This window comes from Telluria aromaticivorans, from assembly GCF_013003915.1.
Classification (GTDB): Bacteria; Pseudomonadota; Gammaproteobacteria; order Burkholderiales; family Burkholderiaceae_D; genus Telluria; species Telluria aromaticivorans.
Genome location: NZ_JABAIV010000002.1, coordinates 92,585 through 114,910, shown reverse-complemented (window position 1 = coordinate 114,910; position 22,326 = coordinate 92,585). Strand labels below are relative to the sequence as shown.

Sequence of the window (22,326 nt, the reverse complement as noted above, 5' to 3'; positions counted from 1 at the left end):
GGGTAATTGATTTGCCGATTCCCCTAGGGTGGGCGGGGTAATTTCGGGCAATGCCCGGAATTACGAACGCCCGCGCGTTCAAATCACATGTGCGATGACGCGGCATGATGAAACATCCCAACCACGAATGACCACAATCCGTGTTTAATCACGTCCAAATCGCGATTTTATACACGTATTGTGGCCATTCAAACGTAGGTTGAACGCGCGGGCGGGAGGACCCGCCCACCCTACAAGGTCACCCGATATTACTGCCGCGAATCCGGCTCAGGTCCTTGTCATCCCCGTCATGCCCCGGCCGTGGATCGGCACTGCCGCCCACCCCATAGGAGTCCCCGTGCACGCTGCCTGAGCCCACGCTTACCCCCAGGCTGCTGCCCGCACCGCTGCTGGTGCCGGCCGACCCCGCACCCATGCTCGACCCCATGCCGCTGCCCATCGCCGAGCCGGCGCCGGTGCTGCCCGTCATGCCCCGCACCGACGAGCCCGGCCCCATCGAAGGCGCGCCCGGGCGGCTGATATCTGTGCCATAGAAACTGTGGATGCTGCTGGCCCAGGTGACATCGCTCATGTCCGGCCAGGCATCCTTGTCGAAGCCGGGCGCGGTTTTCAACCGGTCTTTCTCTATATTCAGCACCATGCGCTTGTTCACGGTATCGAGGTGCAGCGCCTGCCAGGGCACGGCGAACAGCTTTTCGCCCAGCCCGAGGAAACCGCCGAAAGCCAGCACGACATAGGCCACCTGGCCAGTCTGCATGTCGAGCATGATTTCCTTGATGTCGCCGAGATCTTCCTCTGCGGCATTGACTACACTATCACTGATCAGTGTGTCCGCGCCCATCAGCGCCGGCCCGGGACCGGTGCTGCGAGTGTCCTTGTACATGCCATACCTGTCACGATCTGCGTAGCTCATCATTACCTCCATGGTCGGTTGGGTTACCGGCAAAGCCAGCCAAGCTATCCATCAAGGGTAGGGAGCGACCTCGCTAGTTGAATGATATGGCGCAATCGTATGCTGCCGCGCGCGGCAGAAAACGCCGAGTTCGCCCGCTAAGCGAGTTAGCGCACAGAAAACGATTTGCTCTATGGTTAATGTGCCAAGTAATGTTTCGGAGATAAAACAAATGACCGTCAACTCGCGCTGCAACTATGCTGGCCCACTGGGCAAACTGATTCCGACCCGCTCGGTGATCTCGCTGTTCGATACCGTTTTCGCCCGTCTGGGCTGGCTTAGCCGCCGCTGAGCCGGGGCGTTGGCGCGCGGGCTGGCCCCAGCCCGCGCGCCAGTCTCAGTTGTCTCGCCGTTCGCTGCCACCGGGTACGCCGTCATCGTGTCCGGTGGTGAGGCGTCAATAGTCCGATGTCCATTGACGAAGTCAGCCGGGAATGCCCTGGCTAGCTCGTCCGCTTTGTCCGCCTGACTACTTCCCCTGCCGCTGCCTGTGTGTACTTATCCTGCAATCGTCCTCAAAATCTTCTTGTGGTTTCGCACACGTGTGCTAAAGTGAGCGCATGAACACCACCGCCGCCATCACCGCAAAAAGCGAAGCGACCTACGCCGCGATCCTCGAGGCTGCGGTCGACATGGCGGCAGCCGAGGGTATCGGCAAGGTGTCGCTGGGCGAGCTGTCCAAGCGCACCGGCATCAGCAAGAGCGGCGTGTTTTCACGTGTCGGTTCGCTGGAGTCGCTGCAAGGTGCGGTGCTGGACGAATACGACCGGCGCTTTGCGGACGAAGTGTTCCTGCCCTCGCTGCAGGTGCCCAAGGGCTTGTCGCGCCTGACGCTGCAGGTGAATCTGTGGCTCAAGAAGATCGGCAGCGAGACGGCGCGCGGCGGCTGCCTGTATGCGGCAGGCGCCTTTGAATTCGACGACGTGCCCGGCCCGCTGCGCGACCGGATCGAAGAGGGAGTCGTGCGTTGGCGGGCTTCCTTGCGCAAGACCGTGCTGCAGGCGATGGAAGCCGGGCACCTGCGGCCGGACACCGAGCCGGAGCAGTTGGTGTTCGAGATCTACAGCCTGGTGATCGGCGTGATGCACGACGCGCGCTTCCTGCACGACGACACTGTGCCGCGCAGGGCGCAGCGGGCGTTCAACCGGCTGATATCGACGTACAAGAGTTTCAGCGACCTGGAATAGGTCGCGTGGTCGGGGCGGAACAGGACAGGTCCGTCCATTTTTTTGAAGTAATTTCGCACATGTGTGCGAAACTTGAGCTTGCCAAGGAGTCGATCATGTCTGCATTCTTGTTGTGGGTCTTGTCTGTCGTTGGGGTTGCCGGGTCTGCCTGGTTCGTGTTCGGTGACGTGGTGCGCGGTGTCCCCGCATCCAACGAAGACTTCGTGTTCTGTTAAAGCCGAAGCGAGCGTTGGTGCGTCAGCGTAGCAGCTTGAGGCCCGGCGGCAGCGCATCGCCCAGCATGCGGGTCTCGACGGCCTGGTCGAGTTCCACCACCTCGCGCACCATCGCAGCCCAGGCTGGAGGCGCGCCGGTGGAGGACAGGCGCCGCAGCACCTCGTCGCGTACCGCCTGCCCGATGTCGCGCGAGCGGTCGCCGGTCATGCGCGCGATATGGGCGGCGGCAAAGCCGGCCGGTTCGATTTTCTTCCAGTCGAGCGTCAAAAGCCGGGCCAGCCAGGCTTCGGCCGAGGCAGCGGGCGCTACCTCGTGCGCGGCGCCATGGAAGGACTGGCGCGCGCCGACGCGGCCCAGCGCCCACAAGTAACGGGCGTACCTGGCCGCGGCGCGGGCGTCGATCCTGGCCCCACGCGGCATCTCCATGATCTGCTTGATTAACCATTCGCCGATCTCGGACTTGTAGGCGGACGGGATACGTTCGAGCGAGGCCCCCACGCGCAGCATGTCGTCCTCGGTGCCGTCCACCAGCGTGACGGGGCGGCGGCCGCGTTCCGAGGCATCGGCCTGTAAATTGAAGGCGAAATCGTCGAGCAGCCGCAATTGGGCCTCGACGGACAGTCCGCCGGCCACGCGCCGCCACAGCGTCCACCATTCGGCGCGCACCTGGCTGTCCTTGTGGTATTGCACGCCGGTGTCGAACAGCGCCCATAGCTGCTCGATGCGCCATTCGTCGAGCGGATGGCCGAAGCCCGGACGCAGGCAGTAGCCGGCGAGGTTCAGCCAGGCGCGTTCGTGTTCGCTCGACCTGCGGCGTCCCTTTGCGCGCGCCAGCAATGCGTCGAACAGGCGGCGCAGCAGCGGCGTAGTCCAGCGCTCGCGCGCGCCCAGCAGATGTTCGAGCGAGGCGCGCAGCTGGCGCACTTCGCGCGGGTCGACCTGCTGCGAACGATTGCCGAAGATGCGCTCGATGCGCTCGATCGCATCAATCAGTTGCGGTGGCAGCGCAGCATCCTCCACCGGTTCGTCGCCTTCGCCGCGCAGCTGGAATTCGAGGCGCCAGCGGCGGGAGGCGTCGTCTTCGGCCACGCAGAACACCTCGAGCGTGCCGACTTCCGACAGGGTCGCGGCCAGCTGCACCGGGATCTCCGCCGCGCGCGTTGCGCCCCCGCCGCGCAGGACGGTGGAGATGGCCGGCAGGCGCACGATATCGGTGGCCGGCAGGTCGAGCAGCTCGCCCGGCTGCGGCAGCCGCCCGCCCGGATCGGCCGTCGATGAGACCAGGTGGAAACGCACCGGCCGTCCCAGGCGCAGCGCGAAACTGCGGCCCTCGAGACGAACCTCGTCGCCGGCCGGCGCACCGCGCGGCAACAGGCAAACGGCGCGGAGCAGCTCACCCGAATGTTCGGCATCCAGCAGCAGGTAATAGTTGCGCGCCGAGCCGCTCTCGATGCCGGGCGCCTGGCCCGCGCGCGCCAGCGAATTGGCGACGCCGCCGCGTGCGACGGCCACGTCCGGGTCGTCGTTGTGCAGCACCTGGACCGGCGCGCCGCGCCAGCCGGACAAGACGTCGCCAAGGCGTTGCGCCAGTGTGGCTCCGCGGAACACGCCGCCGTTGAGCAGCAGGGTGTCGGGCACCGGCAAACTGCCGTCGTCCTCGATGCCGAGTGCTTCGCGCGCCGCCTGCGCATGCTGGCGCAGGAAGCCGGCCAGATGGCGGGTGATGGCCGGGTCGCTCGCGTACGGCAGACCGAATTCGACGATGCCGGCGCGCGCCCGCCTGGCCGGCTCCTGCGCTTCGTTGGGCGGGAAGAAACCGTCCATGACAATGCGCTGCACATCCCCGCGCGTGATCGCCGCCGATCGGCTGGCGCCGATCAGGCGCGAGCCGGCACCGAGCAGGGTGACGTTGACCTGTTCCGGCGCATCGGGGGCCAAGAGTTGTTCTTTCGCGGCGCGGCAGCGTTCGGTGAGCTGGGCCAGCCGGCCGGCGGATAAACGCTGTGGGTGCGACCCCTGCTGCGCATCCTGCCCACCGAGGCGCGATTCGGCCAGGTGGGCCAGCGCCAGGTCCATGTTGTCGCCGCCGAGGATCAGGTGGTTGCCCACGCCGATGCGGGTGAGTTTCGGCTGGCCGTCTTCGCCCAACTCCACCTTGACCAGGCTGAAATCGGTGGTGCCGCCACCGACGTCGGCCACCAGCACCAGCCGCGTCTGCGCGAGGTCTTCGGCCAGCGTGGCACGGTGCCGGTACAGCCAGTCGTAGAGCGCGGCCTGCGGTTCTTCCAGCAGGCGTAGTTCCGGCAGTCCCGCCATGCGCGCCGCCTCGAGCGTGAGTGCACGCGCGCCTTCGTCGAAAGAGGCGGGAACGGTGAGGACGATCTGCTGGCGTTCGAGCGGCGCCCTGGGGAAGCGTTTATTCCAGGCGGCGCGCAGGTGGGCTAGATAACTGGCGCTGGCCACGACCGGCGACACCTTCGGTACGTCGGCGTCATCCGCGCCCCAGGGCAGGATCGGCGCCATGCGGTCGACGCCTGCATGCGAGAGCCAGCTCTTGGCGCTGGCCACCAGCCGCCCCGGCGCCTGCGCACCGAGCACGCGCGCCAGCCGGCCGAGCGCAACGCGTTCGACCCCGGCCGGGTCTTGCGGCGGCCACGGCAACTGGAGTTCGCCGAGGGCGAGTTCCCCCTCGGCGAGGTGATAGCGCATCGACGGCAGCAGCGGCGCCCCGGCGACTTCGCCGGGCGCCACCAGCTGGTCGATCGCCAGCAATTCAACCTGCGCAGCCCCAGGGGCGGCATAGGCCAGCACCGTATTGGTGGTGCCCAGGTCGATGCTGACGAGGTAGGTCACTGCGCAGTCAATGGAGGGATCACTGCACGCCCGCCGCGCCGCGGACGTCGAACTCGATCTTCCAGCGCTGGCCATCCCTTGCGACGGCGGCCAGTTCGAGCGTACCGGATTCGCTCGCCAGTGCGTGCAGCTTCACCTGCACCACGTCGCCCGACACGCGGCCTTCTGCCGGCAACGTAGCCTGGATTTCGTTCAGTTCCTGCAGGTCGTCCGGGCCCCAGAGTTCCAGCACCTCTCCGATGCGGTCCTGGCGGCGCGTGGTGGAACCGAAGAAGCGGAAGGTGACCGGCTCGCCCACCACCAGGCCGAATTCCTGGCCCGGCAATTCGAGTTCGCTGCCTTCTTCCATGCCGAAGGGCGCTACGCACAGCGCCTCGATCGGCGGGGCCAATCCCGGAATGGCCGGCATGGACGACTCCACGCCCACGTAATAGGAACGGGCCGTGCCGCCGCGGATGCGCACACCGCCGCCGCGCCGCGCGTAGCTGTAATAAGCGGCGCCGCGCGCCACCGCCAGGTCGAGGTCCGCGCCTGCGAGCATGCGCGCAGGCTCCGCGCCTTCCATGTAGAGCCAGTCGTTGATGGTGTCCATCACGCGCTGCGACAGGATGGCGGACTTGAACACGCCGCCGTTGAACAGCACCGCGCTCGGGTGCAGGAAGCTGTGTCCATCGCGGCCGCCAAAGCCTTCCAGCTCGGCGGCGGCGCCGGCCTGGCGTGCCAGGAAGGCGGCCAGGTGGCGTGTGATGGCGGCGTCCTGCGCATAGGGCAGGCCGACCTGGGTCAGGCCGGCGCGGGTACGTACCGCCGGGCGGGCGGATGCTTCCACGCGCGGGAAGAAGCCATCGGTAATGAAGGCAGTGACTTCGTCGCGCGTCAGTTCGGTGCGGATCGAGCCGCCGATGAGCTTCGAGCCGCGGCTCGGCACGACGATCGGCCATGTCGTGGCTTCGGCGTCGGCCAGCAGGTGTTCCTTGGCGCTGCGGCAGCCATAGGTGAGGGCGCGCATCTGCCAGGAGTCCAGCTGGGTGCCGCCCGCCTGGAGTTTACGCGCCACCAGGTGGGCCAGCGCCAGGTCCATGTTGTCGCCGCCCAGCAGGATATGGTCGCCCACGGCCACGCGGTGCGGTTCCAGCTTGCCGTCGCGTTCGAGGATGGCGATCAGCGAGAAGTCGCTGGTGCCGCCGCCAACGTCGACCACCAGCACGATGTCGCCGGCCTTGACCTGCTTGCGCCAGGCGCCGCCACTGCCCTGGATCCAGCTGTACAGGGCCGCCTGCGGCTCTTCCAGCAGGGTCGGGACGAAGCCGGCATGACGCGCCGCTTCGGCGGTGAGTTCGCGCGCGCCCGGGTCGAAGGAAGCGGGAATGGTGACGGTGACTTGCTGCTGCTCGAAGGGCGCATCCGGATAGGCCGCGTTCCAGGCCTGGGCCAGGTGCGCCAGGTAGCGGGTTGACGCTTCGAGTGGGGAGACGCGGGTGACTTCTTCCGGCGCGTCGTGCGGCAGGATGGCGGCGCGGCGGTCCACGCTCGGGTGGCTCAGCCAGCTCTTGGCCGACGACACCAGGCGGATCGGCGTGGTGGCGCCGCGGCTGCGCGCCATCTCGCCTGCAATCGTGGCTTCGCCATCCTCACTCCACGGCAGCGCCAGTTCGCCCGGCGCCAGTTCGTCCGGGTGCGGCAGATAGAGGAAGGACGGCAGCAGCGGCAGCGCTTCGACCGTGCCCGGCGCGGTCAGCTGCGGGATGGCCAGCACGCCGTCGAGCGTCTTTTCGCCGTCGCTGGCCTGCAGGTCGACATACGACAGGGCGCTGTGGGTGGTGCCCAGGTCGATGCCGATCGCGTAGCGGGCGTTTTGTGCGTCGCTCACAGTTCCACCTCCGCCGGGGCCAGCACGCGTGCGTCGTGCTTTTCCGCCAACTGCGGCAGCTGCACCTTCGATGCGCGCCAGCCGCGGTGGGACAGCGTGCCCTTGAACGGGGCCTGGCCGACGACGTTGCCGGTCAGGCGCACGCTGGCGGCGTCGAAGCCCTCTTCCAGCGTGATGCGGGAACCTTCCGCTTCGCTGCGCACCGGTTCGATGGTGAAATGCTCGCGCAGCACGCGCGCGCAGCCTTCGTGGACAACGCGGGCCGCGGCGCCGATATCGGCGTCGGAATAGGCGCCCAGGTTTTCGTGGGCGAAGTCGATCAGGCGTGCTTCGCGCTGGAACAGGTTCAGGAGCTGCAGGGCCGATTCGGCGGTCGGCACGCGCAGCGTTGGTGCGGCCGGTGCAGGTGCCGGAGCAGGGGCCGGTGACGGTGGAGGAGAGGCCACAGGACCGACCCCGTCATCGCGCACGCGCGCGGCGAATTCCGCGTCGCCCAGCGACTTGAAAAAACTGCCAAAAGCGATCGAGAGCCGGCTCCAGAAGGAGGGCAGGTTGGATGGTGTGCTCATTCTTGATCTTCTGTAGGGTGAGGGACGGGCGCGCTGTCAGACAGCGTCGGGGCCGGCGTCCGGAAAACGCGCATGATACCAGTTCATCTTATAGCAGGGCACGCACGGCATCCGCAAGATAGTTGATTTGTGAATGACGATCATCATGGATCGCAATTTGATTTCTATCTTAAAGAGCGCATACTGGAGGTATCAAATTTTTCGCCCGTGAGGAATATCATGTCGCTTACCCTGCCAGCTTCGACCAATATCGCCAGTATCGCCCTCGATTTTATCCAGGGCCTGTTCAGCCGTCCGTCGCCGGGTGCCCTCCGCAAGGCCGATGCCGGCGACGTCTGGGCGCTTTACAGCATGAGCCGCGGACGCGATTCGGTCTCGCCTGCCGTGCTGAGCAAGCTGGCGGATCACGCAGCGTAAGCAGCGTGCCGGCGCCAGTCCAAAGCCCCGCTTGATGTGGGGTTTTTTCTTGTCTAAAAGTTCTCTCAGTGGTGCGCTGCGCCTGACCGGATCGCAGTAGGCTATCCGCATACTTTCCCGAGGGAGGCGATCATGCTGTCGAATGCGCAAGCAATTGCAACGGTCGGTGTACGCGATATCGCGAAGGCAAGGGAGTTCTACAGCACGGTACTGGGACTGCAGGAAGGCGATGCGGCCGATTGCACGGGAGGCGAGGTGCTGTCTTTCCAGAGCGGCAATTCGAAGATCTATGTGTACCGGTCCGAGTTTGCAGGCACCAACCAGGCCACCGCCATTACCTGGGATGTCGGCGACCAGATCGAGGAAATCGTGGTCGACCTGAAATCGAAGGGTGCCAGCTTCGAGCACTACAACATGGACGGCATGCGGCTGGAAGGCGACATCCACGTCGGCGGCGGGATGAAAGTCGCATGGCTGAAAGACCCGGATGGCAATATCCTGAATATCGCCGGCAAATAAACAGCCGCCGGCTACAGTAATGCCGTTCAGTTAGCATGAAAATGTAGGGTGGCTGGCTTCGCCAGCCGCGCGTTCAAATCACCGACGCGCTGTGGCAGATCACATCGAAGTTGAACGCGCGGCCGTTCGTAACTCAGGCCACTGGCCCGAGTTACCCCGGCCACCCTGCGTTTAACTGAACGCCATTACGCCGGCCGCGGGCATTTACTGCGCCAGGCTGATCACCTCATCGCCCGGCTGTGGCTCGCAGGCGGCGCCGATCGGCTCCCAACCGCGGCGCACGACGATGCGGCTGCTGTCGTGGCACAGCTCCACGCGCCGCGCCTGCGGCGCCTGGCGGCGCACGAAGCCCTCGATCGAGGCCGGCACGCTCACGTGCAGCGCGAGGGCGTGCGCATCTTCCACCGGGTGGTCGTTCATGTGCACCAGCGGCACGAACTGCCCGGCGAACATCATCCAGTGCGAAGGAATCCTGACCGGCCCGGCGGTATAGCCCTGGGTACGCAGCCACGCCTGTGCGTCCTCACGCGCGTGCTCCCGGCCGTCGAGGCGGCCCCAGGCGCTGGCAATCAGCTCGGCCACCCAGCCGTTGCAGTTCTGGTAGCGGGTGCCGTAGGCATAGGCGTTGGCGCTGTATTGGCTTGAGAGCAGGGACAGCCCGAGGCGCTTGTCCAGTGCGGCGGTCGCCAGGAGCGCGCCGTCTTCTTGCGGCAGGAACAGCAGCGAGATATGGCCGCGCGAGGGCGCATCGGCGCCAAGCGCGAAGCCGGCGATGCCCTGGTCGAACAGGCGCGGGCGCGATTCGTCGCAGGCGTAATAGAGTTGGCGCACGGCCCAGGGGCCGCCGGGATTGTCGCGCAGGGCGATGCCGGCATGCGAATACAGCTGGCCGAAGCGGCTCAGGTCCAGGCCGGCGCGCGCGATCAGCGCGACGCCTTCGCCGGAACGCTCCAGCTCCCCCTTGACGGCGGCGGCGAAGCGCAGTACGCGGTCCTGGTCGGCCGCGCTGATGTCGAGCGAGCTTTCGCAGAAGGTGGGCAGCCCCGCCGATGCGCCCGCGCTGGCGGCCAGCAGGAGCGCAGCGGCGGCCGAACGGAGAAACATCAGATCGTGACTTTGCGCGAGCCGAGGTCGCGGTACCAGTCGTCCTGCAGCGCCAGGAAGAAGGAGCGCCTGGTATCGGCGTGGGCGAACTCATAACCGTAGGCGCGTTCGCTGACCTGCACCAGTTCGCCAGCGTTCACCGGGCGCTGGGCCAGGGCGCGGTTCGGCACGTCGAGGTGGAACTCGCGCGCCGCACCAGCAGCGACGGCGCGCAGGGTCATGCGGGTGGTATTCGGCTTGGCCGGGGCCTGGGCGACATCGATCACCCGGTATTCACCGGCAGCCACTTTCTTGTCGTCGCCCGAGCTGTTGCTGGAGCTGCCGATGGAGTCGGAGACGCTGCCCGACGAGGCCGAACCCGCGCTGGAAGCCGAGGAGGTGAAGCTGGTGGCATTGGCTTGGCCGGGCACGGCGCAGGCGGCGAAGGCGGCCAATACGGCGGCCAGGCTCAGCGCGCGGGGGAGGGTGCTGGTGGTCATGGACTTCTTTCGTGGAAAAACTTCGATGGCGCTAATGGTACAAGCCCGGTGCACCCTTGAGAAGGCGGGCCCGAATGCTTTGTGTAAGTAGCTGTAATAAAGAAAGAGTTTGGCGCGCCGGATTCAGTTGGTATTTTAATAATCCTATGCGTTTACGCACGCTAGCGCACAGACTGGCGCACCTGACGTCGGCATACTCGGGCCATCGCATTTTGTGATGAGTTGATTAACTGCCTTCGAGACTGCCATGCTGCTACCCGTTTTCGCGACCCTGGTTGCCGTGATCGTGCTTGCGACGCTACTGCCGCTGCTACGCAATCCCGTGTGGTGGATTCGTGATTGGGATTTCCCGCGCCTGCAGCTGGCCATTATTTCCCTTGCCGTGCTGGTAGGCCAGCTGGTCTTCCTCGGATGGGACGACCCCACCCATCACCTGATCCTGGTAGCCAATGCCGCCTGCCTGGTCTACCAGGCCTGGTGGATCATTCCGTACACCAAAGCCTTTCCCCGAGAGGTGAAAGCAGCCGTCAACGCCGAGACCCAGCGCCAGTTCCGTATCTTGACGGCGAATGTGCTGATGCCGAACCGGAATGCCGATGGCCTGATCGCCCTGATCCGCGAGCACCAGCCGGATATCTTCGTCACCCTGGAAACGAATGCATGGTGGCAGGAAAAGCTCGATGTGCTCGACAAAGACTACCCCCATGCAATCAAATGCCCGCTCGAGAATTTATACGGCATGCACGTGTATTCGCGGCTGCCGCTGGAAGACAGCGCCCTGCAATTCCTGGTCGAGGACGACATTCCCTCGATCCATACGCTGGTGATATTGCCTTGCGGGAAAAAGGTGCGCATGCATTTCCTGCACCCGACCCCGCCCAGCCCGACCGAGCACGAGGAATCGACCCAGCGCGACGCCGAACTGCTGGTGGTCGCCAAGAGCGTGGGCGAGGCCGGGCTGGACACCCCGGTGATCGTTGCGGGCGACCTGAACGACGTGGCGTGGTCGACCACCACCCGGCTGTTCCGCAAGATCAGCGGCCTGCTCGATCCGCGTATCGGGCGCGGCATGTTCAATACCTTCCATGCCGATTACTGGTTCGCGCGCTGGCCGCTCGACCACCTGTTCCACAGCGAGCACTTTACGCTGTCCCACATCCAGCGGCTTCCCCACTTCGGCTCGGACCATTTCCCGATGCTGGTCGAGCTCACCTATGACATGGCACGTGGCGTGGAGCAGGAGGGATTGGCGGCGGATGAAGAAGACCACGCGCTGGCCGAGGAAAAGATCGCTGCCGAGGACGTGGAAGTATCCGACGTGCACGAGCCGCAGGGCTGAAGCGCACAAGCTCTCAGGCAGGAGTTGCCTGGCCCGGCAGTGCCTTGTTTTCGCAGGCCATCTGGTGCGCGCCGAGCTCGCGGCTGATCGTTCCCGGCTCGTCGAGTTCGCGCTCCGCCAGCGTGCGCAGCGGCCCGGCCGCCAGGCCAGCCAGCAGTGCGGTGCGCAGTGCCGCGGCCTGCGCCTCATGGCCCAGGCCACGCAGGACAGCGATGCCGACACGCACCTCGCCCGCCAGGTTCATCAGCTCCGCGCCCAGGCGCGGCGCCTTGCCGTCAGGCGGGAACAAGGGCATGCGCAGGGCGGTCTGGTTGACTTCATCGAGCAGCGCGAGCGGGTTGCCGCGATAGCGGTCTGCAAGCAGGAAATCGCCTGCCTCGACGATGTCGGGAAGCGCCTGCCAGGCATAGCGCCGCGCCAGTTCCGGCTGCGAGGCTTCCAGTTGCAGGAACAGTGCGCGGGTCGCGTGGGCATCGCCCAGCGTGCGGTTCATGTCGATGATGAGCGCGAAACGCGACACGCGCCGCCATGGCTCTTTGCGACTGGCTTCGCTGTCTTCACGGCCGGCATGTAGTTCACCGGCCAGCAGGCGCGCGGCCTGCTCGTCACGTACCGCGGCCAGGGCCGTGCATGCCGGTGGATACTTCTCGGTCAGCAGCTGCCACTGGAACAGCGTCATGAAATAGCGCGTCCTGTCCGGCGCCGGCTCGCATTCGGCTTCGGCGTACAGCTCCTGCAGCAGGGCCAGTGCCTCGCCGAGCCGGCCTTCGTCACTCAGTGTGCTGACCTGCTGCTGCCTCGGGTCGATGTCGATCATGAATGTCCTTTCGAATGGAACTATCATGGCAGCAAGCTTCAGGGCTGTCATCCCTGTCCGGGCTGCCGCGCCTGGACGCGATCTACATATGCTTCTGGAAAACGGAAGTAAAACATCGAAAAGGGTATATTTTCCCTGAGTAATTCCTCTATACAATCGCTGTCATTGATTCTTTATTAATGAAAGCGAGCGAGCAAATGAATGAATTCCTGGCGTCTGCGATGTCTTTCCTTGCCCAGCTGTTCGATGGCAGCATGGGCTGGGCCATCCTGGTGCTGGCGCTCGCGGTACGGCTGGCCCTGCTGCCACTGACGCTGCACCTGTCGCGCAAGATGCTGGCGAACCAACAGAAAATCAAAGCACTGGAACCGCAAGTGACGGCGATCAGGGAGCGCCTGGCGGCACATCCCCAGGAAATGTTCAAGGCGATCTCGGTGCTGTACAAGGAAAACGGTGCCCACCTGCTGGATCGTTCCAGCCTGCTGGGAGGATTGCTCCAGTTGCCGGTCTTCGCACTGCTCTACCAGGCGATCAGCAAGGCCAGTTCCGGTGCGGGCTCCTTCCTGTGGATCAGGAGCCTGGCAGCGCCCGATGTCCTGCTGACGGGGTTGGTGCTGCTGCTGACGGCCGTTTCGGCCTGGTACTTCCCATCGGCAAACGGCACGGCTGTGTGGATGGTTGCCGTGCAAGTCCTGGTCACGGCATTCGTCATGTGGAAACTGGCATCCGGCGTGGGATTGTATTGGGCAGCATCCGCCTTCGTTGGCGCGCTGCAGGCCCTGGTACTGCGTATCGGGCAGCGCCGCCTGGCGGCGCATGCCGTCGCATGAGGAAGTGCGCCTGATTGCCGGCGCGCTGCAAGCTGCGCGGTTTGTCACGCGCCAGGCGGCTGCCCGGGCGACGCGTCCTCCGGTGGACAGGACCAGGGAATACCGGCCGTCCGTTGCGTGAGCAGGTGGCGCCTGGCGAACAGGAAGCGGTTCGGGCGCATCAGGAGTGCCCTGGGCGAGAACGAGCGGAAGCCCTGTTCGCTGATGGCGAGGCGCCAGCGGTCGTTGGTCCCGAGATAGCCGAACGACAGATCGTTGTCGGCCAGGACCAGCACGTCCTGGATGTACCCGAACTGGTCGGGCATGCGCAGCTGGTCCACCAGGGTGCCATCCCAGCGCAGCAGGTAGAGCCAGTGATGACATCCGTCGAAATAGTCGTAGCTGGTCGCCAGCAGCGTGAACGGGCCGAGCGCCACCTGCAAATCGAGGGCGTCGCCGTTCACCACGACGGGCAGGGGTTGGCCCTTGCGCACCAGGCGGCGCCGGACGCCGCCCATCGGATGCCACCTGGGCAAGGCCTGCAAGGCATATTGCTGCGGTTCCTGGTTGTTCATCGCGCCCCGACAGACAGTGGCGCCTAGGCCGTCGCGGCGCCGCTCACCAGCGCCCCCGCATAGGCGGTGAAGTCGTCCAGCCCGCGCTTGATGATGGTGACCAGCGCCGGCAGCGGCGCTTCCTGGTAATCCCATTCAGCGCGGCAGAATTCGCCGGTACGCTTGAGGTCTTCGGCCAGGGTGGCTTCGATCCAGCCGTGTTCGGCCAGCAGGGTGATGACTTCGCGTTCGTCCTGCGGCAGGCCGAGGCGGGCGTTGCCGATCACGTAGTCGCCCATCTCGATGGCGGCTTCCCAGGCGCGGATCACGTTCAGGGTGGCCGCATCCTGGCGCGTGAGGTCGCCGGAAAAGGTGGCCGGGTCCTTCTCGTATTCGTCGCGCGCGCGCCGGCAGCAGCGTTCGATGGTGCCGGCCTTGCTGACCAGGATGTCGTCGTCCATTGCGTCTCCTTCGTCTCAGATCAGGAACATCGCCGCGGCCACGCAGGTGGGAGCGAGCGCTCCCAGGAACAGTCCGCCCATGCCGATCGACCCGTGCTCGAAGCCCGCGCGCAGCAGGGCGGCGCCGGCCGGGTTGGGGGCGTTGGCGATCACGGTCAGCCCGCCGCCGCCGACCGCGCCGGCCACCAGCATGTACTTCGCGTGATCGGACAGCCCCTCGATCAGCGAGCCGAGGTAGGTCAGGGCTGCATTATCGGTGATTGCCGTCAGGGCCAGCGCGCCGAAGAACAGCGCGGTCGGCTCCAGGCTTGATACCAGCGGCTGCAGCCACCACTGCTGCATGCCGCCTAATACTACCAGCCCGGCCAGGAAGAAACCCACCAGCAGGCCTTCCTTCAGGATCAGCGGCGACTGGTGTTTCGGGTAGGCCTGGGTATAGCCGAGGAAGAGCAGGAACAGGCCGATGAACAGCACCGGGTGGTGTGCGAACAGGACGACGCCGGCCAGCAGGGCCAGGTGGACGCCGGACACCACCAGGGGCATGCGCACGTCGGCCACAGTATCCGCGGGCGTCAGGTAGCGCCGCAGCAGCACCGTGATGATGGTGGCGTTGAAGGCCACCGCGACCGCCGCGCGCCAGCCGAAGGTGGACGCCATGAAGGCGCTGTCCCAGCCCCAGGCGCCGGCCACCATCAGCACCGGCGGGGCCGCGTAGGAGGTGAGCGTGCCGCCGATCGAGACGTTTACGAACAGCGCGCCGAGCGCACCGTATTTCAGCACTTCCGGAATGCCTGGCCTGAACACCTGCGGCGCCAGCATCAGGGCGGCCAGGGTCATGGCGGCCGGTTCGGTGATCAGGGAACCGCTCAGGGGCACCAGCGCCAGGCCAAGCCAGCACAGCGCCACCTCGGTGCGCACCGGGGCCAGGTTGGCCAGGAAGACCAGCAGGTCACGCACGGCATCGAGCACCGGCCGGGAGGCCGCGATCACCATCACGACGAACACGAACAGCGGCTCGGTGTAATGGCGCGATTCGGCATAGCCGATGGCCGCGTCGCCGCCGGCCAGCAGGGCCATGCTGAGGACCAGCACGAAGGCCCAGAAGCCGAACACCACCTCGACCTCGCCCAGCAGGTGGAACAGGCCGGCGTGGCGCGGATGGCGCCGGGCCAGCGAGTGGAACAGTTTGGTGGAAAAGGTATGGACCAGGGCAATCGCGAACAGGACGGCGCCGACGAGCTGGAGCGAAGTCACGGGCGGGCTCCGTGGGGAGCAGGGGACTTAAGGAGCATTGTCTGGATGTAAATGGACGAGCCATCATTATTCCATGTTTCCCTGCTGCAGCCGGGTTTTTAGGAGCGGTGCGAGTTTGCCTTCTGTCAATACCAATGCTCCGATTGGTATGTTCAACATGAATACATCTTGCCAAATCCGGAATGAACTAGAACTGTACGTTTATGCAGTATTTTTGCCAGATCATCATGAACTGCTCACCTCATCTGGCTGCGCTGAACTTGCATCCTTCGCTTTGGCGCGCATCGCAACTGGCGCATGCCGGCACGCGCTGCATCGACACGGGGCATGCGGCGCTCTCGTCCCAGTTGCCCGGCGGCGGCTGGCCGTCCGGCACCCTCGTCGAGCTGTTACAGCAGCAGCCAGGCATCGATGAAATGCGCCTGCCGCGCCCGGCCCTGCAAGCCTGCGCCGAGCGCTGCATTGTCCTGCTACAGCCGCCCCATGCACCGCAATGTTGCTCAGTGGATACAGGCAGAATGCGGGCCGGAGGAAAGGCGGCGCTCGATGGAGCTTCAAGCATCCACGGCTTGCTAAAACCTCATCGATCATATACTGTATGGATATACAGTATTATGAGGTTGATATGTTGCCTAAGATCCATTCGGCACCGGAGTTGATTCATCCGTCGCTATGGCGCGCCTCGCAGCTCGGTCGTTCGGGCACACGCTGTGTTGACACTGGCTATCCTGTTCTATCTGCCCAGTTACCGGGAGGGGGGTGGCCGGCCAGCAGCATGGTTGAGCTACATTTACGCCAGCCCGGTACAGGCGAGCTGAGGCTTCTGCAACCCGCCTTGGCGGCAGCTGGAAAACGCCGGGTAATGTTAATTCAGCCGCCACATGTCCCAAATTCGATTGCACTGGCCGCGATGGGGTTGAACCCATCTCAAGTCACTTGGGTGCAGCCTGATCGTACAGCCGACGCCCTTTGGGCAGCAGAACAAGTCCTCCGAAGTGGGGGGTGTCACGCTCTTTTGTTTTGGCCAGGCCATATTCGAAACGAGAGTCTGCGACGTTTGAGTTTGGCGGCTGCAGACGGAGAGAGCCTTTTCTTTTTGTTCCGCCCGTTTGCAGCATCACAGGATGCTTCACCTGCGCTGCTTCGACTCGGGATCCGGCCAGCGTTCGGCGGTATCGAGATCGACTTTCTGAAACGTCGGGGCCCGCAGCGTGAAACTGCGCTGTTCTTGCCCTTGTCCCCATCTTTTGTTCATCGCCATGCGCCTGTGGATCGGACTATATCTACCCCAACTTCCGCTCGAGGTCTTCGAACCGAGCTGGTCGAGTAACAGCGTTACGGTTGTTCTCGAGCGAGAAAAGGTGCTGACGATGTCGCACGGCGCACGCATTGCCGGCGTCATGCCCGCAATGCGTCGCGGTGGTGTGTTAATGCTGATACCAGATGCTCGACTCTACGAGCGTACTGCGGCACGGGAAGTAGCTGCATTACAGGCCGTCGCGATGGCAATGTTGCAGTACACGCCGCAAGTAACGCTCGCGGAAGAGTCGACGCTGTTGCTGGATATCGGCGCGAGCTTGAGCTTGTTCGGTGGCATACGATCGTTATGCAGGCGCGTTCGCGCCGATCTTCGTGACCTGGGATTCACGGGGAAATTGAGCTGCGCTCCAACCGCGCGGGCAGCGTGGATGCTCGCTCGAGCTGGCGGCGGTCGCAGGTTAAAGCAACAGTCATCAGACCGCGCGTTGTATCGTCTTCCTGCAATGGTTCTCCCAGAAGCGAGGCCTTTCGCTAGCTGGCTTGAGGGGATTGGCTGCGATACGATCGACGACCTACGACGGCTACCGCGCCCAGGCCTTCAACGCCGATGTGGCCGTGCATTGCTCGACCTCCTCGATTGCGCTTTCGGCAGCGTGCCTGAGATGTTTGAATGGATTGAGGCGCCCACGAAGTTCGAGGCAAAGATGGAGCTTTTTGACCGCATCGAGAATGCCGATCTACTGCTAGCAGGCGCGCAACGCCTGGTTCTACAGCTGATCGGCTGGCTGTGTGCGATGCAGTTCGCAGTAAGGGGTCTCACGCTCAAGCTGGAACATGAGCGCGGCCGGGTTGCACGCGCGCCGACCGAAGTCGAGATCCTCTTGGCCGAGCCGATCTGGCATAGCGATCACATCGTGCGTTTGCTGAAGGAACGACTTGGGAAATTGGTATTGGAAGCTCCAGTGATCGGATTGGCGCTCCAGACGACCCAACTGCAACCAATGGAACCTCCCACCGAGTCGCTTTTCCCTGAGCCCGGCGGCACTGAGGAGGACCAGGCACGCATGATTGAACTGCTCGTAGCGCGCCTTGGTGAGGACAAGGTTCGCCAGGTGAGGCCTGTGGCGGATTATCGACCCGAGGTTGCGAATACGTGGGTACCCATCCATGAGAAGGTGCGCGAAGCGGTGGTTGCTGACCAGCTACCGCAGAACCTGAGCAGCGTTCTTCGACCGACGTGGCTGCTAGTGAAGCCCATCCTGCTGCTTGTACGAAACCACAGGCCATTCTATGGTTCGCCGCTGCGAATGGTGTCAGGCCCGGAACGTGTAGAAGCAGGGTGGTGGGGCGATACGGCCGCTAGAGATTACTGGATTGCAGAAGGTCAGGAGCACGCTTTGTACTGGGTCTATCGAGAGCGGGTGGGTGGTTCCGGCGAAGACCCTGAACCACGCTGGTTTCTCCATGGTCTGTTTGGCTAGCGAGTGCAGCTGGCCCAGCCTTGGCCTGATTGCCTTCCTGACAGAGAACTGCTGCGGGAGCGTGCCTTGCGGTGCCGCTGCCGGGACGCCTGTACGACAATGGGTTTCCGGTAAGTTATTAAACCGGCATTAACTCGTTAAATTAATTACGAAATTTGTTTTATCCGTAATATTTCGAATTCCTCAGCCAAACTAAGTAGTCGCCCATTTTTTGCTGTCAAAGTCGAATTGGCAATGCAGCAGGAGCTGAGCGATGAAGCACTTGGAACTGTCCGAGCACGAGCGACGCACGCTGCGTGAGATGGGCGTTTTTCACCCGCACCCCAGGACACGGATGCGAGCTCAAGGGATTTTGCGGTTAAGCGAGGGATTGACCCTTCAAAAGACTGCTGACGAGTTCGGTGTGCATTTGAACAGCGTGGAGCATTGGCGTCAGCGCTGGGGCAAGCTTGGGCTGGCCGGACTGTACGAAGGGCGTCATACCGGCCGGCCGAGGAAGTGGACGCCCCAGCAGCAACAGGCTCTTGGCGAGCTGGCGCAATCCGAAGGCGGGACCGTGGTCGCCTTGCTGCGTCAGATCGAGCAAAGCCGAGACCATGCACCCATCAGCGAGAACACGGCCAAACGGTATCTCAAGGAGATGGATTTCACGTACAAGCGCTATCGGTACAGTTTAAAAAAAAGCGAATCAAGAGGCGTTCGAGCACGCCAGCAAAGTGATGGGGGCGCTGGCCGGGCTCGATCAAGAGCAGCAATGCGAGCTGCTATATTTCGACGAATCCGGCTTCAGTCCGAATCCCCCGGTGCAGTACGGCTGGAGCAGGATCGGCGCGCTCAGTCGAACCGTTGTACGGCTGGAGCAGGATCGGCGCGCTCAGTCGAACCGTTGGCGCATCGGCAGCGCGGCAATGTGCCTGGGGCATTGCGCCACGACGGCCAATTGACCTGGACAACTCAGCAGCGACCGACCACACGCAACGATATGATCATTTTTTTCGATCAAATTGCAGCCCACCCTCCCTCGGTTCCACGCGTTGTCCTGATCGACAATGCAGGGATTCACAAAGGTAAGCCCATGGAAAAGAAGCGCCGCCAGTGGGCGAGGCACGGGCTGTACTTGTATTATTTGCCGCCCTATAGTCCAGAACTTAATCGTATCGAGATTCTGTGGAAGCGCGCCAAGCATTTTTGGCGCCGCTTCGCCGCCAAAAGCGGGGCGGACCTGCTTGACGAGGTTCAGTCCTTGATGAGTGGCTTCGAAAGCAAGTTCACAATAAATTTTGGATAACTACTTAGCCAAATCGAAATAAGTTTCTCCAATTTTTTTCGATTGAAGCGCATTCAATTAAATATTCGTGCGCCGCTTGCGGTAGGAGGTTATTTCGTATAAATCTGTATGCACCATTAGTTACGTCGGTGCGTTTTTTTTGCCCAGATAACATTGAGATAATACTGCTAACGCAAATCAATAGATTAACGGAAGGAGGCGACGAAAAAATGAACTGAATTGTGATCGAGGAAAGTAATTCGTTTCCCTATCTTTTTTTGACGATTGAAAACAATCATCGACGCTTGCCTTGCGTGCTATCGGGCTTTTGTTTTTCAGGAAGATTGGGTTATTTTCAGGATAAAAAGGAGAAAAATCATGCATGGCACATTGAAACACGATGTAATAGATTTTGCTCGGACGCTGGCGGTTCCGTCTACATGGCGAACGCCCAAAGATTCCATCAATTCGTGGGTCTCGCGAAAGTGTTTAGCGCTAGTCATGCTGATTATGCTGTGCGCGGCAGCTCCTTTTAATTCCGCTTTTGCTCAGGTGGCACCGTCATTGGGTACTGCCGGCAGTTTTGCAGTTCTGGGTGGCCAAACGGTCACGAATACTGGCCCGACAATCCTCAATGGAGATCTGGGGGTTTTCCCTGGGAGTGCGATCACGGGTTTTCCACCCGGGATCGTGAACGGTGCGATACATGCCGCCGATGCCGTCGCGCAGGGTGCGCAGGCGGACACGACGATTGCCTACAACAGCCTCGCGAGTCAGCCATGCAACACCACGTTCGGCGTGCCAACCGATCTCAGCGGCATGACGCTGGTCCCCGGTGTCTATTGCTTTGCGTCCTCAGCGTCGTTGACTGGCACGGTAACCCTCGATGCGCAGGGCGATCCGAATGCGGTATTTATCTTCAAAACCGGGAGCACTCTTATTACCGGCAGCAACGCGACTGTGGCCTTGATTAACGGGGCTCAGGCCTGCAACGTGTTCTGGCAGGTCGGCAGTTCCGCGGTCATTGGTACGGGCACGAACTTCGTCGGTAATATCGTTGCGCTCACAAGCATTACGCTGACCACCAATGCAACCCTTGCGGGCAGAGCCCTGGCGCGAAATGGTTCTGTGACGCTCGACTCGAATATCGTCACTCCCGCCACCTGTGTCGCTGCGTCGGTTTCGGTGAGCAAGGCATTCAATCCGCCGACCATCGCCGCCGGCGGAACGTCGACCCTCACCCTCACATTGAGCAACACTGGTAGCTCAGCCGCTACCCTGACCGCTCCATTTACTGACAACTTGCCCACTGGCTTGACGGTTGCGGCTACACCCAATGCCACCACCACGTGCGGTGGTGCGGTCACGACCTCGACCTCGTCGGTGACCCTCACTGGAGGCGCAATCCCCGCGAATGGCTCATGCACTGTAAGCGCGAACGTGACTGCCACCACCGGGGGAGCGTATCTCAACACCGTGGCCGCTGGTTCGTTGCAAACCAGCAATGGCAGTAACACAGGCCCGGCTACTGCGACCCTCACTGTTACCCCGGTTACCCCAACCTCTTCCGTAACGCTGGGCAAAGCATTCAGCCCGGCGACCATTGCCAAGGGTGGGTTCTCGACGCTCACCCTCACGTTGAGCAACACAGGTGCTCTTCCCGCCATCCAGACTGTGCCGCTCGTCGACACCTTGCCTAGCGGTGTTGTCGTTGCCTCGCCAGCGAACACAACAACTACCTGCGGCGGGATCGTCACGGCCACCCCCGGCGGGTCGACGGTAACCCTGTCCGGAGGCATCATCCCTGCCAATAGTTCCTGCAGAGTAACGGTTCGGGTCACTTCGAACGTTGCAGGGTACTTTACCAACACCTTGGGTGTCGGTGCCTTGCAGACTACGAATGGCAGCAATACCGCGCCGGCGGTGGCGACCTTGACGGTCATCGTCAAACACATTCCGCCCATTGTGAAGAAGTCATTCAGCCCATCGACTATCAAGGAAAGTCAGTTGTCGGTGCTGACCATTACGTTGATTAATCCCAACTACATGGCCGCAAGCCTGATCAAGAAGCTCGTTGACACGCTGCCATACGGAGTGCAGATCGTCAGCAGCTCTTACAGCGGCGCCAGAACGACTTGCCAGGGGAAAGTGACAGCGCCCAACGGGGGCTCGACAGTGACCTTGCACAATGGCACCATCCCGGCAATGGGCTCGTGCACGATAACGGTCAAGGTAACCTCGTATCGTAAGGGAATCTATGTGAACAGACTGAAACCAGGTGCGTTACAGACCGTCTGTGGCAGCAACCAACATGAAGCCACGGCGACCTTGGTCGTTAAATCGAAGTATTAAGCACTTCGCTCGTTGCACTGTGATGCCGCTCAGTTCAGACTGGACGGCATTTCTTTGGGATGTGCTGCTCATCCTTTTCCACTCCGTTTTTTCAAGCCATGTTTTCATCAGGCAATCTGGTGATATTAATACCAAAGCCGAATAGGCAATATGGACAGAGTTAGGGTGATGAAGCGGAACTGTCTGGTTCGAATGGCGAACGCCATGAAATGGGTATTCCATTCGCATCCACGGACGGGAATTCGCGCCTAAAGAATCCTATGGCTGAACCAAGGGCTGACGTTGTTGCTCAGATAGCGGTGGTGATTACCGCTCCTTCCGCTTTCCCTTGTCTTCTCGTTATGAGCGCCGAACTTGAATTACGCATTGGATATCACGTACATCCGCACCGGCCTTAGCTGGCTGTACCTGGCCGTCGTGCTCGACCTGTTCCCGCACAGTGTTCGTGGCTGGGCGATGCGCAGAGCATGCCAGCCACCCTGGTTTGTAATGCCTTGCATGGCAATCTATAGGCTAACACCTTTTCCATCGCGAGCCTGTTCCAAAAAATAGTTGAAGGCTTTTTC

At 62.8% G+C, this 22,326-nt stretch carries 19 protein-coding genes and 2 pseudogenes; 11 read left to right on the top strand and 10 right to left on the bottom strand.

What is annotated here, in order from left to right; all coding sequences use genetic code 11:
• Positions 1–238 precede the first annotated feature (238 nt).
• Entirely contained in the window at positions 239–883 is a 645-nt protein-coding gene (locus HGB41_RS05970) for a PRC-barrel domain-containing protein (protein ID WP_229422833.1), read from the bottom strand.
• 629 nt (positions 884–1,512) lie between these two features.
• On the opposite strand from HGB41_RS05970, the gene HGB41_RS05965 reads away from it, so the two are divergent.
• Complete coding sequence (locus HGB41_RS05965) at positions 1,513–2,139, top strand: TetR/AcrR family transcriptional regulator (RefSeq protein ID WP_171082232.1); 627 nt, start codon at positions 1,513–1,515, stop codon at positions 2,137–2,139.
• Positions 2,140–2,376: 237 nt separating this feature from the next.
• Here HGB41_RS05965 and HGB41_RS05960 read toward each other — a convergent pair whose 3' ends face one another.
• From HGB41_RS05960 to HGB41_RS05950, 3 genes are read right to left on the bottom strand one after another with little or no spacing between them, the layout of a single operon-like run.
• A complete protein-coding gene (locus HGB41_RS05960; RefSeq protein WP_371868461.1) occupies positions 2,377–5,208 on the bottom strand; it encodes an Hsp70 family protein in 2,832 nt (943 codons plus the stop codon).
• A 19-nt stretch (positions 5,209–5,227) separates the two neighbouring features.
• Positions 5,228–7,078 carry an Hsp70 family protein gene (locus HGB41_RS05955; RefSeq protein ID WP_171082227.1) on the bottom strand — a complete coding sequence of 617 codons (1,851 nt, stop codon included), beginning with the start codon at positions 7,076–7,078 and terminating at the stop codon, positions 5,228–5,230.
• Positions 7,075–7,647: a DUF2760 domain-containing protein gene (locus HGB41_RS05950; protein ID WP_171082225.1), complete on the bottom strand. Its 573-nt coding sequence runs from the start codon at positions 7,645–7,647 to the stop codon at positions 7,075–7,077. The genes HGB41_RS05955 and HGB41_RS05950 overlap by 4 nt, the downstream gene beginning before the upstream one ends.
• A gap of 219 nt (positions 7,648–7,866) precedes the next feature.
• Between HGB41_RS05950 and HGB41_RS05945 the strand changes: the two genes are divergently transcribed.
• Positions 7,867–8,064 carry a hypothetical protein gene (locus HGB41_RS05945; RefSeq protein ID WP_171082223.1) on the top strand — a complete coding sequence of 66 codons (198 nt, stop codon included), beginning with the start codon at positions 7,867–7,869 and terminating at the stop codon, positions 8,062–8,064.
• A gap of 132 nt (positions 8,065–8,196) precedes the next feature.
• Entirely contained in the window at positions 8,197–8,583 is a 387-nt protein-coding gene (locus tag HGB41_RS05940; RefSeq protein ID WP_171082221.1) for a VOC family protein, read from the top strand.
• Positions 8,584–8,787: 204 nt separating this feature from the next.
• Here the strand turns inward: HGB41_RS05940 and HGB41_RS05935 are convergent, their stop codons facing one another.
• Positions 8,788–9,687 (bottom strand): DUF2145 domain-containing protein, encoded by a 900-nt coding sequence (locus HGB41_RS05935; RefSeq protein ID WP_171082218.1) that lies wholly within the window; start codon positions 9,685–9,687, stop codon positions 8,788–8,790.
• Positions 9,687–10,166, bottom strand: a complete 480-nt coding sequence (locus HGB41_RS05930; RefSeq protein WP_171082215.1) for a hypothetical protein — start codon at positions 10,164–10,166, stop codon at positions 9,687–9,689. Before HGB41_RS05930 ends, HGB41_RS05935 begins: the two co-directional genes overlap by 1 nt.
• Before the next feature lie 247 nt (positions 10,167–10,413).
• Between HGB41_RS05930 and HGB41_RS05925 the strand changes: the two genes are divergently transcribed.
• Positions 10,414–11,505 (top strand): endonuclease/exonuclease/phosphatase family protein, encoded by a 1,092-nt coding sequence (locus HGB41_RS05925; RefSeq protein WP_171082213.1) that lies wholly within the window; start codon positions 10,414–10,416, stop codon positions 11,503–11,505.
• A 13-nt stretch (positions 11,506–11,518) separates the two neighbouring features.
• Here HGB41_RS05925 and HGB41_RS05920 read toward each other — a convergent pair whose 3' ends face one another.
• Positions 11,519–12,322 (bottom strand): hypothetical protein, encoded by an 804-nt coding sequence (locus HGB41_RS05920; RefSeq protein ID WP_171082212.1) that lies wholly within the window; start codon positions 12,320–12,322, stop codon positions 11,519–11,521.
• A gap of 197 nt (positions 12,323–12,519) precedes the next feature.
• Between HGB41_RS05920 and yidC the strand changes: the two genes are divergently transcribed.
• Positions 12,520–13,152 carry a membrane protein insertase YidC gene (gene yidC / locus HGB41_RS05915; protein ID WP_171082210.1) on the top strand — a complete coding sequence of 211 codons (633 nt, stop codon included), beginning with the start codon at positions 12,520–12,522 and terminating at the stop codon, positions 13,150–13,152.
• 44 nt (positions 13,153–13,196) lie between these two features.
• On the opposite strand, the gene HGB41_RS05910 is transcribed toward yidC, so the two are convergent.
• From HGB41_RS05910 to HGB41_RS05900, 3 genes are read right to left on the bottom strand one after another with little or no spacing between them, the layout of a single operon-like run.
• On the bottom strand, positions 13,197–13,706 hold the full coding sequence (locus HGB41_RS05910; protein WP_171082208.1) for a hypothetical protein: 510 nt from the start codon (positions 13,704–13,706) through the stop codon (positions 13,197–13,199).
• Between the two features lie 23 nt (positions 13,707–13,729).
• A complete protein-coding gene (gene hepT, locus HGB41_RS05905; protein ID WP_171082207.1) occupies positions 13,730–14,146 on the bottom strand; it encodes a type VII toxin-antitoxin system HepT family RNase toxin in 417 nt (138 codons plus the stop codon).
• 15 nt (positions 14,147–14,161) lie between these two features.
• The gene (locus tag HGB41_RS05900) at positions 14,162–15,400 is read right to left on the bottom strand and encodes a putative Na+/H+ antiporter (RefSeq protein ID WP_171082204.1); all 1,239 of its coding nucleotides are present in this window, start codon (positions 15,398–15,400) and stop codon (positions 14,162–14,164) included.
• A gap of 227 nt (positions 15,401–15,627) precedes the next feature.
• On the opposite strand from HGB41_RS05900, the pseudogene HGB41_RS23390 reads away from it, so the two are divergent.
• The 6 genes and pseudogenes from HGB41_RS23390 to HGB41_RS23940 all read left to right on the top strand — a co-directional run.
• Positions 15,628–15,909: pseudogene (locus HGB41_RS23390) on the top strand (translesion DNA synthesis-associated protein ImuA); the annotation flags it as partial.
• A gap of 116 nt (positions 15,910–16,025) precedes the next feature.
• Positions 16,026–16,730 (top strand): translesion DNA synthesis-associated protein ImuA, encoded by a 705-nt coding sequence (gene imuA, locus HGB41_RS05895; RefSeq protein WP_171082202.1) that lies wholly within the window; start codon positions 16,026–16,028, stop codon positions 16,728–16,730.
• Positions 16,660–18,141 (top strand): Y-family DNA polymerase, encoded by a 1,482-nt coding sequence (locus HGB41_RS05890; protein WP_171082200.1) that lies wholly within the window; start codon positions 16,660–16,662, stop codon positions 18,139–18,141. Before imuA ends, HGB41_RS05890 begins: the two co-directional genes overlap by 71 nt.
• 253 nt (positions 18,142–18,394) lie before the next feature.
• The gene (locus HGB41_RS05885) at positions 18,395–19,429 is read left to right on the top strand and encodes an IS630 family transposase (protein ID WP_171082197.1); all 1,035 of its coding nucleotides are present in this window, start codon (positions 18,395–18,397) and stop codon (positions 19,427–19,429) included.
• A gap of 480 nt (positions 19,430–19,909) precedes the next feature.
• Entirely contained in the window at positions 19,910–21,760 is a 1,851-nt protein-coding gene (locus HGB41_RS05880) for a DUF7933 domain-containing protein (protein WP_171082196.1), read from the top strand.
• Positions 21,761–22,105: 345 nt separating this feature from the next.
• Positions 22,106–22,222 (top strand): annotated as a pseudogene (locus HGB41_RS23940) (IS3 family transposase); the annotation flags it as partial.
• Positions 22,223–22,326: the final 104 nt, after the last annotated feature.

What these genes read in the sequence shown, in the direction of transcription:
- HGB41_RS05970 (WP_229422833.1), bottom strand. Translation starts at nt 883, where the DNA reads ATGTACAAGGACACTCGCAGCACCGGTCCCGGGCCGGCGCTGATGGGC.
- HGB41_RS05965 (WP_171082232.1), top strand. Translation starts at nt 1,513, where the DNA reads ATGAACACCACCGCCGCCATCACCGCAAAAAGCGAAGCGACCTACGCC.
- HGB41_RS05950 (WP_171082225.1), bottom strand. Translation starts at nt 7,647, where the DNA reads ATGAGCACACCATCCAACCTGCCCTCCTTCTGGAGCCGGCTCTCGATC.
- HGB41_RS05945 (WP_171082223.1), top strand. Translation starts at nt 7,867, where the DNA reads ATGTCGCTTACCCTGCCAGCTTCGACCAATATCGCCAGTATCGCCCTC.
- HGB41_RS05940 (WP_171082221.1), top strand. Translation starts at nt 8,197, where the DNA reads ATGCTGTCGAATGCGCAAGCAATTGCAACGGTCGGTGTACGCGATATC.
- HGB41_RS05935 (WP_171082218.1), bottom strand. Translation starts at nt 9,687, where the DNA reads ATGTTTCTCCGTTCGGCCGCCGCTGCGCTCCTGCTGGCCGCCAGCGCG.
- HGB41_RS05930 (WP_171082215.1), bottom strand. Translation starts at nt 10,166, where the DNA reads ATGACCACCAGCACCCTCCCCCGCGCGCTGAGCCTGGCCGCCGTATTG.
- HGB41_RS05925 (WP_171082213.1), top strand. Translation starts at nt 10,414, where the DNA reads ATGCTGCTACCCGTTTTCGCGACCCTGGTTGCCGTGATCGTGCTTGCG.
- HGB41_RS05920 (WP_171082212.1), bottom strand. Translation starts at nt 12,322, where the DNA reads ATGATCGACATCGACCCGAGGCAGCAGCAGGTCAGCACACTGAGTGAC.
- yidC (WP_171082210.1), top strand. Translation starts at nt 12,520, where the DNA reads ATGAATGAATTCCTGGCGTCTGCGATGTCTTTCCTTGCCCAGCTGTTC.
- HGB41_RS05910 (WP_171082208.1), bottom strand. Translation starts at nt 13,706, where the DNA reads ATGAACAACCAGGAACCGCAGCAATATGCCTTGCAGGCCTTGCCCAGG.
- hepT (WP_171082207.1), bottom strand. Translation starts at nt 14,146, where the DNA reads ATGGACGACGACATCCTGGTCAGCAAGGCCGGCACCATCGAACGCTGC.
- imuA (WP_171082202.1), top strand. Translation starts at nt 16,026, where the DNA reads ATGTTGCCTAAGATCCATTCGGCACCGGAGTTGATTCATCCGTCGCTA.
- HGB41_RS05890 (WP_171082200.1), top strand. Translation starts at nt 16,660, where the DNA reads ATGCGCCTGTGGATCGGACTATATCTACCCCAACTTCCGCTCGAGGTC.
- HGB41_RS05885 (WP_171082197.1), top strand. Translation starts at nt 18,395, where the DNA reads ATGAAGCACTTGGAACTGTCCGAGCACGAGCGACGCACGCTGCGTGAG.
- HGB41_RS05880 (WP_171082196.1), top strand. Translation starts at nt 19,910, where the DNA reads ATGCTGATTATGCTGTGCGCGGCAGCTCCTTTTAATTCCGCTTTTGCT.